The organism is Pelagibius sp. Alg239-R121 (assembly GCF_947331435.1).
Lineage (GTDB): Bacteria > Pseudomonadota > Alphaproteobacteria > Kiloniellales > Kiloniellaceae > Denitrobaculum.
Genome location: NZ_CAMZOF010000011.1, coordinates 223,778 through 239,200 on the forward strand (window position 1 = coordinate 223,778; position 15,423 = coordinate 239,200).

A 15,423-nucleotide genomic window follows, 5' to 3' on the forward strand; every position below is an offset into this window, starting at 1 on the left:
AACCCGATATGACTGAACAGGCGGATACCTTTCTGCTCTTAACGATCCTCTCTCTCGTCACCATTCTACTCGTGTTCGGCATGAAGTATTTCTCGGCGCTACAACGGACACGACAGCTCCTTGCGAACGAAGGCACCTATCAAGAACTGGCCGCCCGAACCGCCACCATCCAGTCAGCCAGCGCCGCGGTACTGGCACAGCTTGAGACCGATATCGCCGAGATGAAGGACCGGATGACCGGCATCGAGAAGGTTCTGCGCGAAGTCGAATGAGATATCCGGACGCGGCAAGCATTGAGGCGGCGCGCACGCAGATGCGTTGGATGCGGTTTGTGTCCCTGCTGGAAGGCACGACGCTCGTCGCTCTGGTCTTTATCGCCGTCCCGCTCAAGCACTTTGCAGGCTTTCCAGCGGCAACCTCGGTCATGGGACCAGTCCATGGATTCGCGTTCCTGCTCTACATCTGGATGCTGGCACAGGCGGCTTCGTCCTTTGCCTGGCCCAAAAGCGATATCATTCCACTCTTCGTCATGGGGTTCATTCCCTTCGGCGCGTTCGTCAACGAGCGCAGGCTGAAACGAATTGAGACTGATCTGACCCTATCTCGCTGATCGGAAACAGCTATGGAATACCTTTGGTTCAAGGCTTTTCACGTTGCAACTGTGGCAATCTGGATCGGCGGCATGCTGATGCTGTCGCTTGCCGTCGCAGCGCTGCCGGCATCGGCTTCGGGAACTCCAGCCACTCCGTCACCGATGATAGAGGCCGTGGCACGCTGGAACAGGTGGGTTACCTCTCCTGCCATGCTTCTCGCCTGGGGCCTCGGGATCACTATGGCGGTTCAGGCGGACTGGTTCACAGCCCCTTGGCTGCTCATCAAGCTGCCGATCGTCCTTGGCCTTTCGGCCGTGCATGGCGCGCTGTCGGGCCGATTACGTCGGCGGACAGGACTGGCGGGGCAGGAAACACCGTCCCTTCTGCGTTTCGCCGGACCTGCGACGGTCGTCGGCATTGTCGTGGTCGCGATACTGGCGGTTGCCAAGCCCGTCTAACTGCTGCGGAGACCTATCCGCCTTTTTTACCGGCGACACACTCGGCAAGCAGGCAGATGATCTCGAACATCATAGTCACGCCAACCAGCGCCGTATTGCCGCTGGGATCAAAGGGCGGCGAAACCTCGACCACGTCTCCGCCGACCAGATTGAGCCCGCGCAGACCGCGAATCATCTGCTGGGCATCCCGGGTGCTGAAGCCACCGATTTCCGGCGTGCCGGTACCGGGTGCATAGACCGGATCGAGTCCGTCGACGTCGAAGCTGATGTAGGTCTTGCCGTCACCGACGACCCGCCGGGCTTCTTCGATCACCGCCTCGACGCCCAGGTCGAAGTATTCTTCGATGGTGATCACGCGGATGCCCTGCTCCAGACCCCAGTCGTTGTCGAAATCACCGTAAAGACCACCGCGAATGCCGATCTGGACGGTCCGCTTGGGATCCAGCAGGCCTTCCTCGATCGCACGGCGGAACGGTGTGCCGTGGGTGTATTTCGAGCCGCCGAAATAACGGTCCCAGGTATCGGTATGGGCGTCGAAATGCACCATGCCGATCGGACCCTTATCGCAGATCGCACGCATAACCGGCAGGGTAATCAGGTGGTCGCCGCCGGCGGTCAAGGGCACGACGCCGGCATCGTGAAGAGTCCTGTAGTAGGTCTCGACCCGACTGAGCGTATCCTCGATATCGATCGGATTGACCGGCGAATCGCCTAGATCAGCGCAGTTCGCCAGTTCGAAGGGTTTCAACTTCGAGACGTGATGAACGCTGCGGACCATGGTCGAGAGATCGCGCATCTGCCGCGGACCATGGCGCGCGCCCGGCCGGTTGGTGGTGCCGCCGTCCCAGGGAACCCCGCAGACGCCAATATCAACATCATCGAGATCATCCAGCGCGATGTTCGGCAGGCGCATAAAGGTCGGGATGCCCGCATAGCGCGGCAGGACCGCACCGGAGACGGGTTTAAAGGATCTCGATTTAGGCTCTTCCGAAGACACTGGCGGCTCCCTGGCAGTCGCCACCCCTAATGACGGCTCTTGCGTTGAACCATTGCGGATGACGAACGAATCTGATGTTCAGGACAGACTAATCAGAACGGCCACGGCTGCAAGCAGGATCACGCCGACAACCCAGACCATCGGGCTGAGCCCGCCGGATTTTTCAGGCGCCTGAGTGCTGGGTGCCGCCGCAGGCTTCGGTGCTGCGGCAACGGGCGCAGGTTCGGGAGCAGCAGACGCTTCCTCCGCTGCCGGCGTTTCGGAGGTCACCTCTTCCGCGGGTGCTGCCGCTTCGGCTGATTCCGCCTGCGCTCCATCGACCAGTCCGGCAAAGGTTTCGAAGAAATCCTTGGCCATCTTCTTGGCGGTCCCGTCGATCAAGCGGCTGCCGAGCTGGGCCAGCTTACCGCCGATATCGGCATGCACTTCGTAATGCATCAGAGTTCCATCGCCATCCGGCTCCAGACGGACCTTGGCGCCGCCCTTGGCAAAACCCGCAGCACCGCCCTTGCCCTCACCGGAAATGGTGTAACTTTCCGGACGGTTCAAATCTGAGAGAGTCACTGCACCACTGAATTTGGCTTTCACCGGCCCGACCTTGGCCACGACACGGGCCGTCATTTCGGTGTCGGAGGTCTTGTCGATTTCCTCGCAGCCGGGAATGCACTGCTTCAGTATTTCCGGATCGTTCAAGGCATCGTAAACCGCTTCGCGGGACGCATTGAGCCGATATTCACCTGTCATATCCACCGGCAGGTTCTCCTTACATCTCTGGATTGGTTTTGCGCAGACTCGCGATAGCAAGACATCTGTCAAGTATTCATAAGTTCAATCCCGCTTGGCGGGTTGCGTACGGGAGGCACTTTCTATGGGTCTATCCTGCGGGGTTGACGAGGCCTCGCCACCAGCTGCAACGCCTGCTTCATTCACGTTGCGGCGGCGCAGTTCGGTGATTTCGGCCAGGATGGAAAGCGCGATCTCCTCATGCCCGATAGCACCGATGTTCAATCCGGCGGGTGCCTTCAGGCGCGCAACCAGCGATTTCTCCAGGCCCAGTTCAAGCAGCTGTACGCACAGAACCTCCGCCTTCTTCCCACTGCCGACGAAAGCCACATAAGGCACCGATGATCGAAGAGCTGCAGCCAATGCCTCCCGGTCCCGCCGCCCTTGAGTGGCGACCACGATGAAGGACTGCTCCGGCCTGGCGAGGTCTTCCAGACCATAATCGGTCTTTCGGATGTCAGCCTCCGCAAAACGCGCCTGCATGTCGTCAGGCGCAAGAACGACAAGACTGAAACCCAGGCGCCGTCCCAATTCGGCAACGGCAACCCCTACAGGTGAGGCGCCGAACACGACAAGCTGCGGGCGCGGCAGCATCGCCTCGACAAAGATTTCAACCGTTCCCCCGCTCGGACAGGCGCTCTTATGGAGTTCGACTCCGTCCACATCGACCGGCGCGACAACCTGATCTTTGGGGCGCACGCGGATGAGATGGGCCTCGGCACCTGTTATGACTTCAGCGGCCGCTTTTCGCACCGCCCCCTGCACACAGCCGCTACCGATCCAGCCAACAATGTCACCGCTTTGCCGGACAATGGCCTTGGCACCTGCCTTTGCAGAGGTCGCATCGCGGGTCCTCACCACCGTGGCAAGCGCGAACGCTTCTCCCGTCCCACGCAATCGGGCCATCTCGTCCATAATTTCGTCGCCGTAGGGACCGGTCATCAGAGCTTCGCCAGATAGGGTTCGAGTGCCGCAAGGCTCTCCAGGTTGTGGGCCGGCGCGAAGAGATCGATATGCGGCAGCGCGGCTGCCATCCCTCCGGCGACCGGCTCGTAACCGGACCAGCCGATCATAGGGTTGAGCCAGACGATACGCTTACAGCGCCGGCGCAGCTTGATCAGGGACTCGCCAAGCTTGTCGGAAGACCCGGTATCGTAGCCGTCGCTGACGACCATCACCACGCTGCGCGAATTCAAGACCCGCTGAGCATGGAGGCGGTTAAAGGCATCCAAGCTCTCACCGATCTTGGTACCGCCACTCCAGCCCTGCGAGATCAGGGTCATGCGCTCCAGCGCCTTTTCGGCGTTACGTTCCTTGAGCGCCTCGGAGATATGGACCAGGCGGGTATGGAAGACGAAGGCCTCCGCCTGCCGGAAGTTATCAAGCACACCCAGGATGAAGCGCAGGAAGAAAAGGCTGTAGTGGTTCATCGAGCCCGACACGTCCAACAGCACGACAATCCGCAATGGCTTGTCCCGGCGCTGCCGGCGAAAGAGCTCAATCGGCGTGCCGCCGTGGGCGATGTTGCGATGGATCGTCTTGCGCAGGTCGATTCGACGGCCTTTCCGGCGTTCCCTTTCCCGCCGCGACAGGCGGCTGCGCATGCGTGCGGCCAAACGGGCCGTCAGCTCGTGCACCCGTGCCAGTTCCTCTGGATCACTGATCTGCCGTAGATCGGCTTTTTCGAGCGATTCTGCCGCACTGGCTCCGCGCTGGCGGGTTCCGGCCGGACCGGCCTGTTCGCCACCATCCGCCGCACTTCGCTCAACGGCGGCGGCCAGAACACTGGGCTTGGTTGCAGGCCCGCTGCCTGGCAGACGGCGCAGACCCTGAGGCCCCGATCCGCTGACTGTGGCAACCCGCTTTAAGCCGCGGCGCAGCCAGAAGGCATCAAACATCTCATCAAAACGCCGCCAATCGGCCGTCGTCGTGCAAAGCAGGGAGCGTAACCCCTGGCGCAATTCATCGGCCGACAGCATCTCATCGCCATCGAGAAACCTCGCGGCGTCATGGGCTTCGGCGGCACCGACCACATAGCCGTTGTCCCGCAGCATGCGCAAAAACCGGACCAGACGCAGAAGAGGATCGGACAAAACAGGGAGCGCAGGTATGTTTTGAGCGGAGGCCATGACTCAGGCCACTTTCCCGACGATGCGCTCGGTGATCTCGGGCGATACAGCCCGCCGGTCGTGGTCGGTCTTCAGCAGGCAAAGCAGGCTGTCATACACCGCCTCGGGGTCCTCCCGCAGATCGGCGATCTCCAAACCAACGAGTGCCGCAGCCCAATCGAGGGTCTCGGCAATCCCCGGCTTTTTGTCGATGTCTTCCTTGCGGATGGATTGAACGAAACGGACCACCTGGCCGGCCAGCCGAAGATCTATTCCAGGCATCCGGGCCTGCAGAATCCGGATTTCTTTTCCTTCGTCGGGATAGTCGACGTAGTGGTAGAGGCACCGTCGGCGCAGGGCGTCCGAGAGCTCGCGCGTTCCGTTGGATGTCAGAACCACATAGGGGACCGACTTGGCCTCGATCGTCCCTAGCTCGGGAATCGAGATCTGGAAATCGGACAGCACCTCGAGCAGAAAGGCTTCGAACTCCTCGTCGGCCCGGTCAATCTCGTCGATCAATAATACCGGTGGCGTTTCCTGACTGATGGCCTCCAGCAGAGGCCGGCGCAGCAGGAAATCTTCCTGGAAGATATGTTGCTCCTTTTCAGAAGCACTGATCTCTTCCTGCTCCCAGATCTTGATGGCCAGTAACTGCCGCTGATAGTTCCACTCGTAAATCGCGGCGTTGGCATCGAGACCTTCGTAGCACTGAAGTCGGATCAGCCGCGTATCCAGAACGCGCGCAAGGCCCTTGCCGACCTCGGTCTTGCCGACCCCGGCATCGCCCTCCAGCAGCAGCGGCCGTTGCAGCCGCTGCATCATGAGAACGGCCATAGCCAGCTGAGGATCGGCCACATAACCGGTCTCGCCAAAGCGCCGCAGGATATCTTTGCGTTCTTCCTTCATGGACCGGTCGCTTACGCTCCGTTACTTCGTCAGCCCCAGCTCCTGACATTGTTTCCACACACGCCAGGCGGTGTGCGGCATCGGCATATGCTTCACACCGAGATGCGAGAAGGCGTCGATGACCGCGTTCGAGAACGCGGGCACACCGCCGACATTCGGGCTTTCGCCAACACCCTTGGCACCGATCGGATGGTGCGGGCTCGGGGTCACCGTGAAGTCGGTTTCCCAAATCGGCGTTTCGACAGCCGTCGGCAGGAAGTAGTCCATCAGGCTGGCCCCCTGGACATTGCCGAGTTCGTCGTAAGCAATCTCCTGCCCCATTGCGATCCCAAAGGCTTCGGTCAGGCCGCCGTGCACCTGCCCTTCGATCACCATCGGATTGATGCGGGTACCGCAGTCGTCCAGAGCGTAGAAACGCCGAATGGCAGACTCACCCGTGTCAATGTCGATGTCGATCACACAGAGGTAGGCACCGAAGGGGTAAGTCATATTGGGCGGGTCGTAGTAGTCGACCGCCTCCAGACCCGGCTCCATGCCTTCCGGCAGATTGTTGTAAGCAGCCCAGGCGATCTCCTTCATGGTCGCCTCTTTCTCGGGCAGACCTTTGACCTTGAAGCGGTCGATCTCCCACTCCAGATCGCCCTCGGCGACCTCAAGCAAATGAGCGGCGATCTTCTGCGCCTTGGCCCGAATCTTCCGGCCCACACGCGCGGCCGCTGCACCGGCAACCGGAGTCGACCGGGATCCATAAGTGCCCAGACCGTAAGGCGCCGTGTCGGTGTCGCCCTCCTCGATGCCGATGTCTTCGGAGGGAATCCCGATCTCGGTGGCCAGGATCTGTGCATAGGTAGTTTCGTGTGCCTGCCCCTGCGACTTGGTGCCGAGCCTTGCGATGGCGCTGCCTGTCGGATGGACCCGGATCTCGCAGGAATCGAACATGGCCACGCCGAGGATATCGCAGTTACGGCTCGGACCCGCGCCGACGATCTCGGTGAAGAAGGCCACACCGATACCCATCAACGAGCGACTCTCGCCACGTGCCACCTTGTCCCGCTGCTCAGCCTGTTCCTTCCGCAGGCCGGCATAGTCGACCGCCTGCATCATCTGGTTCATAGCCGTGGGATAATCGCCGCTGTCGTATTCCCAGCCGAGCGCGGAGTTGTAGGGGAACTGGGCCGGCTGCACGAAGTTCTTCAGCCGCAGTTCAGCCGGATCCATCTCCAGTTTTTGAGCCAGCACGTCAATCATGCGTTCGATCATATAGGCCGCTTCGGTCACCCGGAAGGAACAGCGGTAGGCCACACCACCCGGCGCCTTGTTGGTATAGACGCCGTCGACCGAAACATGGGCCACCGGGATATCGTAAGACCCGGTGCAGATGTTGAAGAAGCCGGCCGGCCACTTGGTCGGATCGGCGCAGGCATCGAAGGCACCGTGATCGGCCAGTACATGACACTTCAGGCCGGTGATCTTGCCATCTTTGGTCGCCGCCAGCTCGCCGGTCATATGATAATCGCGGGCAAAGGCGGTGGCCGAGAGATTCTCGATCCGGTCCTCGACCCACTTTACCGGAATACCCAGCACAATGGACGCGACGATCGAGCAGACATAGCCCGGATAGACACCGACCTTGTTGCCGAAGCCGCCGCCGATGTCAGGCGCAATCACGCGGATCTTGTGCTCTGGAATCCCGGACAGCAGGGACGCCACCGTACGCACCACATGGGGCGCCTGGAAGGTGCCATAGACCGTCAGCTCGCCCTTGATTTTATCCATCGAGGCGATCGAGGCACAGGTTTCCAGCGGCGAAGGGTGCACACGCTGGTAGGTGATCAGTTCCTTGACCGTCACCTCGGCGTCCGCAAGAGCTTTATCCGCCCCCTCCAGATCGCCGATTTCCCACTCGAAGATATGATTGTCGTGCTTGCGCAGGCCATGGGCACCCTCGGTCTTGCCCTGGATATCTTCACGCAGACAGATCGCACCTTCGTCCATGGCCTTGAAGGCATCGACGATCGGTGGCAGTTCCTCGTAATCCACCTCGACCAGTTCTGCCGCGTCAGATGCAATGTAGCGGTCGTCGGCGACGACGAAGGCCACTTCCTGGTTTTGGAACAGCACCTTTTCTTCCGCCAGCACCGCCTGGACGTCACCGGCCAGAGTCGGCATGTAATGCAGATTCAATGGTTTGAGATCGGCCGCGGTCAGGACCGCCTTGACCCCGGGCACCGCCAGCGCCGCTTCGGCATTGATGGATTTGATGCGGGCGTGGGCATAGGGACTGCGCACGAAGTCACCGAACACCATGCCCGGCAGTTTGACGTCATCGACGTAATTGCCGGCGCCCTGGATGAAGCGGACGTCTTCCTTACGCTTGCGGGCGGTACCGACACCACCTAGAGTCGCTTCGCGCTCTTCCAGCGTCATTGTCTGTGCATCACTCATTATTCAGCCGCCTCCCGCGTTGTATCGTTCAGCTTGTTGGCCGCATAACGCACGGCTTTGACGATGTTCTGGTATCCGGTGCAGCGGCAGAGATTGCCTGAGATACCCCAGCGAATTTCCTCATCAGTGGGGTTTGGGTTTTCCTGCAGCAGCCGATGGGTGCGCATGATCATGCCAGGCGTGCAGAAGCCGCATTGCAGGCCGTGTTCCTGCATGAAACCTTCCTGGATCGCGTGCAGCGTGCCGTCAGCGGCAGCCATGCCCTCGACCGTCGTGATATCGGCGTTTTCGGCCTGAACCGCAAACAGGGTGCAGGATTTCACCGAGCGCCCATCGAGATCCACCGTACAGGCGCCGCAATGACTGGTTTCGCAGCCGATATGCGGGCCGGTCAGCCCGAGATCTTCGCGCAGGAAGTGGATCAGAAGCGTTCGCGCCTCGACGTCGCCTTCGACCGTCTTGCCATTCACGGTCATTTTCACGTGTTTCTTGTTCATGCTTCGCGCCTCCCTGTCTGAGCGCCAGTTTTGCTGTTTGTTGCTCTGTGGATCATTGGGCCCGCTCCTTGGCTTCTTCGATGGCCCGGCGCGTCATCACGCCCGCCATCTTGGTGCGGTATTCCGCCGGCCCGCGGCCATCTGACGCGGGTTCGGTAATGGATTCTGCCAGGGCCACGGCCTGATCGATGGTCGCCGCATCGAGTGCGGTTCCCACCAGAGCGTCGGATGCCGCCTGGGCGTAGAGCGGCGTATCCCCCACATTGGTAAGCGCGATCGACGCTGAGACACAGCTCCCGCCGTTCATCGACAGAATGACGGCTGCCGCGGCTGTCGCGTAATCGCCGACTTTGCGCTTCAGCTTTTTGTAAGCGTAGCCATGTCCCACCACAGGCTTTTCGAAGCGGACCCCGGTCAGGAGTTCACCGTCCTTCAACTCCGTGAAGTAGGCTGCCTCGTAATAGTCTCGCGCATCGACTTCGCGTGTACCGTCCGGCCCCTGCAACAGATAGGTTGCGCCGAGGCACTGCATCAGCGCGGGCATATCATTGCCGGGATCGCCATTGGCGACATTGCCGCCGAGGGTGCCGCAGTAGCGCACCTGGGGGTCTGCGATCAGCAAGGCTGCCTCGCGAATGATCGGGCAGTTCTCGGCCAGAACCTTGGAAGCGATCAATTCGGTCTGAGTGGTCATGGCACCGATGGTGATTGCGCCGCCATCCTCGGACACTCCCACCAGACCGGCGACATCCTGCAGATCAACCAGATGCTCTGGAGCGGCCAAACGCAATTTCATCATCGGAATCAGGCTGTGTCCGCCCGCAATGACGCGCGCTTCGTCGCCGTGGGTCGAGAGCAAGCTCACGACCTCGCCTATCGAATTGGGACGGTGATATTCGAAATCGCCCGGAATCATGCCAGCCTCCTCATCAGTCAAAGCTCCCTATGAACCCTATGTCGTTCGGACACGCGTAACGAGGGTTCGAGAAAGCTGCGGGAGAAGGACTTAACTGAATGGCGGCCATTGCCTGACCGCTTGGAACTTTCACCAAAATCAAGACACAGGTTTTCAGGCAGCGGTTTGAGGCGCCAGCCTGAAATAACGATTAGTGATGCGACTTGAGTTCAAAACATCCTCCCGGCCCGCTGGGGATTCTCGAATGTCCCTCTTTGCGTGCAGATGGTCAGGATTCATCCACAGCGCAGAACGGCCCGCTAGCAGAGCGGCACCAACACCCCAGATTTTTTAATGAATGGCGGTTCGTGCGCACGAACGACGGAAGATTTTCCACGAGTCATGCGTACAGAATTGAGCGAAAAACCGGATACGCCATGATCAATCACAACAATCGGAAAATGAGACATGTTATGTCTTATGCGTTGAATTGCCTATCAAAAGACGGTCGACCAAGTGTACGTACGCGCGACGTACATCCAAACCTCAACCCGCAAGAACCGCCTGCAAGCGCGTCACATTGCCCCGGCTGACCGGTACAACCCTGTGAGCCATGCTCCGAAGCAGGACGGCGCCGTTCTCGTTCTTACGTTCAAAGGATTCAATGGCTTCCAGATTGACGATATGACTTCTATGCACTCGCAGGAACTTACCGGAGTCCAGAAGGGATTCGAGTTCGGAGATGGAGAATGCGCAGAAGTAGCTCTGTTCGTTGGTAAAGATCTTGGTGTAACGGCCGTCAGCCTGAATGGCGGCTACCGTATCGGCGTCCAGAAACAGGGTCTTATTGTTGAGATCGACCGGGATCTTCACATCAGAGTTGATATGCGCCGCATGTTCCTGTCCTGTCCCTGCTTGATTCCCCTGCGCCGTTGCATCTGCGAGGCCCGGATTCAAGATCGAATGGTCGAGGCTGCTTGCGGTCTGCCGCTTCTGGCCGTCGGGCAGAACCGAAAGAATGGCGAAGCCCAGAATAAAGAAAGTGGTCAAGGCGACGATAATGGCCAGGGTCGAGGGGTCCAAAATGGGTTCGGCAACCGAGACCAGATACTCTAACGGTACGAAGGTCGCGGCCCCCATGGCAACATAATGCATGCCCGCCATTGCGAGCCCCATCACGATGGCGGCGCAGACGACCTGCCAGCGTTTTTTGTCGCGGGAGGCCAGATAAAGCGCCAGGGTCGAGGCGAGAACCCCGATCATAACCGAGGCGATGACCAGCCAGGGCGTATAGGCGATGCTGCAGTTGGCCCGGACCGCGGACATGCCGACGTAATGCATGGTGGAAATGCCGCCGCCCATGGCGACGCCCGCGGCAGCCAGCTTTATCGTCGTCACGCGCCCGTAACTGATCAGCGCGAGACCGGCACCGGTCATCAGGATCGAAACCAGGGCGGAAATCAAGGTGGTGAGGATGTCGTAATTGATGGTCACCGGCAGCTTTAGGGCCAACATTCCGATGAAGTGCATCGACCAGATACTCACACCGATCGCGACTGCCGAGGCCGCCAGAATCGACTTGCGGACGACACCGGACAGCAGCACCATGCGCTCGACCATATGCAGGCCCGTGTAGGACCCGATAATCGCCACGGCGAGGGAAAGTGCAATCAGAGCCGGGTCGTACTGCACCAGCATCACGACGCACCATTATCCGTAAACTGCGGGCGATAGGTCGCTGCCGCCGTCATCTCTACTCCCCATTCCACCTCACGGACCGCCCGCCGGTCTTAATCGATGCCGCCGCTGTTTCGAGCCGATTTTCCCAAGATTACCACTGTTGCAGCGATTCCTGTAGTAAATCCCGATTGACGGCAAAGTGATCCCGCCAGCATAAGGAACCGCAAATGTGACAAAGGCAAAACGCGAGAGGGGTATTGATGGCTTCACCGAGAGCCTGGCAGCGCATGTTAAGTGGCCGGCGGCTCAATCTGCTCGACCCCTCGCCTCTCGATATCGAGATTGAGGATATTGCTCAGGGCCTCTCCCGGGTGGCGCGATGGAACGGTCAGACCTCGGGCGACTGGGCCTTCAGCGTAGCACAGCATTCGATGCTGGTTGAGGATCTGGTCGGCAGGTTGAAGCCCGAGACACAGACCAAGTGGCTGCGCGCCGCCCTTTTGCACGATGCGCCCGAATACGTGGTCGGCGACATGATCACGCCCTTTAAATCGGCCATCGGTCCCGACTACAAAGACCTTGAAAACCGGCTTCTCGCCGCGGTCCACCTGCGCTTCGGTCTCCCTGCCGCAATCCCGCGGGACATTGCCCGCGATATCAAGCGCGCGGATCGGGCCGCTGCCTACCTTGAGGCCACCCAACTCGCGGGTTTTGCGCCAAGCGAGGCGAAGCGTCTCTTCGGCGACGCGGTCGAGGGCGAGGAAATACTGCTGGTTCCGATGGAGCCTGATGAGGCAAAGACGTCCTTCCTCTTGCGCTTCTCCGCGCTCACCGAATGACTCTCGCGAATGATCCGGCAGATGTGCCTGTCACGACGGAGTTTGCGTCACGGTCCGCCACACGGTTAAACTCCCGCGGTCCGCGCGGCTCGAGCGCTGTTTGAACCGCAGACCGGCGAAACTCTCAAGGCGAAAACGCTCCGTGCCGCATAGCCCCAAGCCACAGGCGATCCCAAGTTCGCCGACCGAACTGACTTCGGGCAAGACGGCGCGCGACGAAAATTTTCCCGTCGGCTCCTGGCTGATCGAAGCCCGGCTGCGGCCTCATATCATGACCTACTACCGCTTCGCCCGGGCAGCCGACAACATCGCCGACAATCCGGATCTGGCGGCTGGCGACAAGATCTCGCTGCTCTCTCTCTTCGAAGATCGGCTGACCAATGCCGCGGACCGCGAAAAAGATGTGGTTGCGGACATGCGCCAGAGCCTTGCAGCAACGGCGATTGCGCCGGTGCGCTGCCTCGACCTGCTCTACGCCTTCATGCAGGACGCCCGTAAATCCCGGCGCGAATCCTGGGATGACCTTCTGGACTATTGCCGTCTTTCGGCAAACCCCGTGGGGCGCTACCTGCTGGACCTGCATGGAGAGGAGCCGGCCGCCTATGTGGCATCCGATGCTCTGTGCAGCGCTTTACAGGTGCTCAACCACCTGCAGGACTGCGGCAAGGATTACCGGCAGCTCAATCGAGTCTACCTGCCGATGGACTGGCTGACATCGCAAGGCCTGACTGAAGAGGTTCTGCGCTCCGATCGGACACCACCGGCGCTCCGCCGGGTAATCAACCTTTGCCTGGACGGCGTCGACAGTCTGCTCGAAGACGCCGTTTCTTTACCCCGGCAGATGAAAAACCGAGGCCTCTCGATGGAGTCTGCGGTCATTTTGCGTCTGGCGCTGCGCCTTTCCGCGCGTTTGCGCAAAGAAGATCCGCTAGCAGTAAATGTTTCGCTTTCTAAATTAGATTTCTTGATTTGCGCATTGCGCGGCATCCTGGCGGTTCTCGCCGGCCGGCTGCTCGGATCCCGAAACGCCCCGGACATCGAAACGGCAGGACCTCATGGCTGACAGTTTCGATCTCCTGGAAACAACCGGCGGCGACCGGCCCGACGACTATGTCCGCGACCTGGTCCGACGGGCGGGCTCATCGTTTCTTTGGGGCATGAGGCTGTTACCGCCATCCCGACGGCGGGCAATGTATGGAATCTATGCTTTCTGCCGAGCGGTTGACGATATCGCGGACGGCACTGCCGAGGAAACGCGGAAATATGCGCAGCTCGAGGCCTGGCGGCAGGAAGTGCATATGCTCTTTGCAGGAAACCCGAAGCATCCGATCATGCGGTCCCTGCAGGAAGCTACAAGCGCATTCGAATTGCCGAAAGAGGAATTCCTGGCCGTGATCGACGGCATGGAAATGGACGTTCGAACGCCGATCCGTGCACCTTCCAGAGAAGACTTCACCCTTTACTGCCGGCGCGTTGCCGGGTCAGTCGGTCTGCTTTCCGTCCATGCCTTCGGCGCCAGGGACGGAGTTGCGCAAGAACTGGCGGTCATTGAAGGCGAGGCGCTTCAGATCACCAACATCCTGCGCGACCTCAAGGAAGACGCCGCCCGCGGGCGGCTCTATATCCCGCAGGAAATGCTGGAACAGCAGGGTATTTCAGATTTCGATCCGGCCTCCGTCCTCGCTCACCCGGAGTTCGCGACGGTTTACGCTGCCTTGTGCGCGGAGGCACGAACCCGCTTCGTGCGGGCGCGCGGCCTGATCCGGCAGGTTGAGGGCTCTGCCCTGCGGCCGGCCCGCCTTATGCTGGAACTCTACAGCCGGCTGCTCGATCGGTTGGAGGCCGTTGGCTGGCCGAACGGCGAGCAGAGAGTCCGCGTCCCAAGGCACGAGAAATTCCTGCTCATCCTGCGCTTCGGGCTGTTCTGAATTTTGAAACAGGTCCATGTCATCGGTGCCGGCCTGTCGGGCCTTTCCTGTGCCCTCCGCCTTAGCCGTGCAGGTGCAACGGTATCGCTTTACGACGCGGCAGCCCAGGCCGGCGGCCGCTGCCGGTCTTATTGGGACGGTAAGCTCGACCGGCGGATCGACAACGGCAATCACCTGCTGCTCTCCGCCAATCATGCGACGTTGGACTATCTCGGCGAAATCGGCGCCCGGAACCGCTTCGTCAGTCCCCCGCAGGCCAGCTTTCCCTTCGTCGATCTTTCGACCGGTGAACGCTGGACGATTTCGCCGGGCCCCAGTCCTATTCCCTGGTGGATCTTTCAAAGGGACCGGCGCGTTCCCGGCAGCCACCCGTTCGACTACATCTCGTTCCTCCAGCTCGCGGCGGCGCGCGCAGACATGACCGTCGCCGCTGCACTGCCGAAACGCAACCTGCTCTGGGACCGCTTTTGGCGCCCCTTCTGCACATCGGCGCTCAACACGGCGCCGGAAGAAGCCTCCGCTCAGCTTCTGTGGCGGACCATCAGGGAAACCTTCGCCAAAGGATCTGGGGCCTGCTTGCCGCTGGTGCCGAAAGATGGGCTCAGCGATAGTTTCGTCGACCCCGCACTAAGGATTATCCAGGCCAGCGGTAACTTCGTGCGCTTCAATCACCGGCTCCGCAGCTTTGAGTTCGACGGCAGCCGGATTGTCACTCTCGACTTCGGCGACAGGCGGATCGAACTTGGCGCCAACGACATGGTCGTAGTTGCTCTGCCACCTGGAAATGCAGGACAGGTCCTGCCGGGCCTCAAGACTCCGGACGACAGCCGCCCAATCGTGAACGTCCACCTTCGGATCGATCTGGATTCCACGACCTCCCCGTTGTTGCCTCTCAATCTGCCGTTTCTGGGACTGACCGGTGGGTCTTTCGACTGGGTATTCCTCCGGAGGGACGTAGCCAGCTTGACGGTCAGTGCCGCCGCCGAACTGGCCGAGCAGCCGGCTGAACAGATTGCGCAGCAGGCCTGGGCAGAGACAGCGCAAGCACTGATGTTGGACCCCGCCACGGCCCACGAAGTCCGCGTGGTGAAAGAACGTCGGGCGACCTTTGCACAAACACCGGCGGCCCTGAAACTGCGCCCTGGCGCCAGGACCGCTTGGCATAATCTTCTGCTCGCCGGCGATTGGACCGATACCGGCTATCCGGCCACGATCGAGAGCGCGGTACGCTCCGGCAACAATGCCGCTGCGCTGGCTGCGGAAATGCTGCGCTGAAGCTGTCTTTCGATAGAGC

General features: G+C 60.5%; 16 protein-coding genes. 7 read left to right on the forward strand and 9 right to left on the reverse strand.

The genetic code is table 11. The annotated features are described in order from the left end of the window. Nucleotides 1–8 precede the first annotated feature (8 nt). Genes QMZ18_RS30590 through QMZ18_RS30600 form a run of 3 tightly spaced genes read left to right on the forward strand, consistent with a single transcriptional unit; the run spans nt 9 to nt 1,051 of the window. Nucleotides 9–272: a hypothetical protein gene (locus tag QMZ18_RS30590; RefSeq protein ID WP_282610209.1), complete on the forward strand. Its 264-nt coding sequence runs from the start codon at nt 9–11 to the stop codon at nt 270–272. After that, nucleotides 269–610 carry a DUF3817 domain-containing protein gene (locus QMZ18_RS30595; RefSeq protein WP_282610210.1) on the forward strand — a complete coding sequence of 114 codons (342 nt, stop codon included), beginning with the start codon at nt 269–271 and terminating at the stop codon, nt 608–610. The genes QMZ18_RS30590 and QMZ18_RS30595 overlap by 4 nt, the downstream gene beginning before the upstream one ends. Nucleotides 611–622: 12 nt before the next feature. Continuing rightward, entirely contained in the window at nt 623–1,051 is a 429-nt protein-coding gene (locus QMZ18_RS30600; RefSeq protein ID WP_282610211.1) for a CopD family protein, read from the forward strand. 13 nt (nt 1,052–1,064) lie between these two features. Here QMZ18_RS30600 and speB read toward each other — a convergent pair whose 3' ends face one another. From speB to QMZ18_RS30645, 9 genes are all read right to left on the reverse strand, one after another. Beyond that, nucleotides 1,065–2,048 carry an agmatinase gene (gene speB, locus QMZ18_RS30605; protein WP_282610212.1) on the reverse strand — a complete coding sequence of 328 codons (984 nt, stop codon included), beginning with the start codon at nt 2,046–2,048 and terminating at the stop codon, nt 1,065–1,067. A 78-nt stretch (nt 2,049–2,126) separates the two neighbouring features. Next, the gene (locus QMZ18_RS30610; protein ID WP_322097469.1) at nt 2,127–2,792 is read right to left on the reverse strand and encodes a carbon monoxide dehydrogenase subunit G; all 666 of its coding nucleotides are present in this window, start codon (nt 2,790–2,792) and stop codon (nt 2,127–2,129) included. An 84-nt stretch (nt 2,793–2,876) separates the two neighbouring features. Further along, nucleotides 2,877–3,773, reverse strand: coding sequence for an XdhC family protein (locus QMZ18_RS30615; protein ID WP_282610214.1), 897 nt, complete (start codon nt 3,771–3,773; stop codon nt 2,877–2,879). After that, nucleotides 3,773–4,960 (reverse strand): VWA domain-containing protein, encoded by a 1,188-nt coding sequence (locus QMZ18_RS30620; protein ID WP_282610215.1) that lies wholly within the window; start codon nt 4,958–4,960, stop codon nt 3,773–3,775. Before QMZ18_RS30620 ends, QMZ18_RS30615 begins: the two co-directional genes overlap by 1 nt. 3 nt (nt 4,961–4,963) lie before the next feature. Beyond that, nucleotides 4,964–5,845 carry a MoxR family ATPase gene (locus tag QMZ18_RS30625; protein ID WP_282610216.1) on the reverse strand — a complete coding sequence of 294 codons (882 nt, stop codon included), beginning with the start codon at nt 5,843–5,845 and terminating at the stop codon, nt 4,964–4,966. 21 nt (nt 5,846–5,866) lie between these two features. Further along, a complete protein-coding gene (locus tag QMZ18_RS30630; protein WP_282610217.1) occupies nt 5,867–8,290 on the reverse strand; it encodes an aerobic carbon-monoxide dehydrogenase large subunit in 2,424 nt (807 codons plus the stop codon). After that, complete coding sequence (locus QMZ18_RS30635; protein ID WP_282610218.1) at nt 8,290–8,787, reverse strand: (2Fe-2S)-binding protein; 498 nt, start codon at nt 8,785–8,787, stop codon at nt 8,290–8,292. Before QMZ18_RS30635 ends, QMZ18_RS30630 begins: the two co-directional genes overlap by 1 nt. A 52-nt stretch (nt 8,788–8,839) precedes the next feature. After that, the gene (locus QMZ18_RS30640; RefSeq protein ID WP_282610219.1) at nt 8,840–9,703 is read right to left on the reverse strand and encodes a xanthine dehydrogenase family protein subunit M; all 864 of its coding nucleotides are present in this window, start codon (nt 9,701–9,703) and stop codon (nt 8,840–8,842) included. Nucleotides 9,704–10,228: 525 nt separating this feature from the next. Beyond that, a complete protein-coding gene (locus tag QMZ18_RS30645) occupies nt 10,229–11,380 on the reverse strand; it encodes an MHYT domain-containing protein (RefSeq protein ID WP_282610278.1) in 1,152 nt (383 codons plus the stop codon). A gap of 242 nt (nt 11,381–11,622) precedes the next feature. Here QMZ18_RS30645 and QMZ18_RS30650 point away from each other — a divergent pair, with 242 nt between their 5' ends. From QMZ18_RS30650 to hpnE, 4 genes are all read left to right on the forward strand, one after another. Beyond that, nucleotides 11,623–12,201, forward strand: coding sequence for an HD family hydrolase (locus tag QMZ18_RS30650; protein WP_282610220.1), 579 nt, complete (start codon nt 11,623–11,625; stop codon nt 12,199–12,201). 142 nt (nt 12,202–12,343) lie between these two features. Further along, entirely contained in the window at nt 12,344–13,264 is a 921-nt protein-coding gene (gene hpnC, locus QMZ18_RS30655; RefSeq protein ID WP_282610221.1) for a squalene synthase HpnC, read from the forward strand. Beyond that, complete coding sequence (gene hpnD / locus QMZ18_RS30660) at nt 13,257–14,129, forward strand: presqualene diphosphate synthase HpnD (protein ID WP_282610222.1); 873 nt, start codon at nt 13,257–13,259, stop codon at nt 14,127–14,129. The genes hpnC and hpnD overlap by 8 nt, the downstream gene beginning before the upstream one ends. 3 nt (nt 14,130–14,132) lie before the next feature. Beyond that, entirely contained in the window at nt 14,133–15,404 is a 1,272-nt protein-coding gene (gene hpnE / locus QMZ18_RS30665) for a hydroxysqualene dehydroxylase HpnE (RefSeq protein WP_282610223.1), read from the forward strand. Nucleotides 15,405–15,423 lie beyond the last annotated feature (19 nt).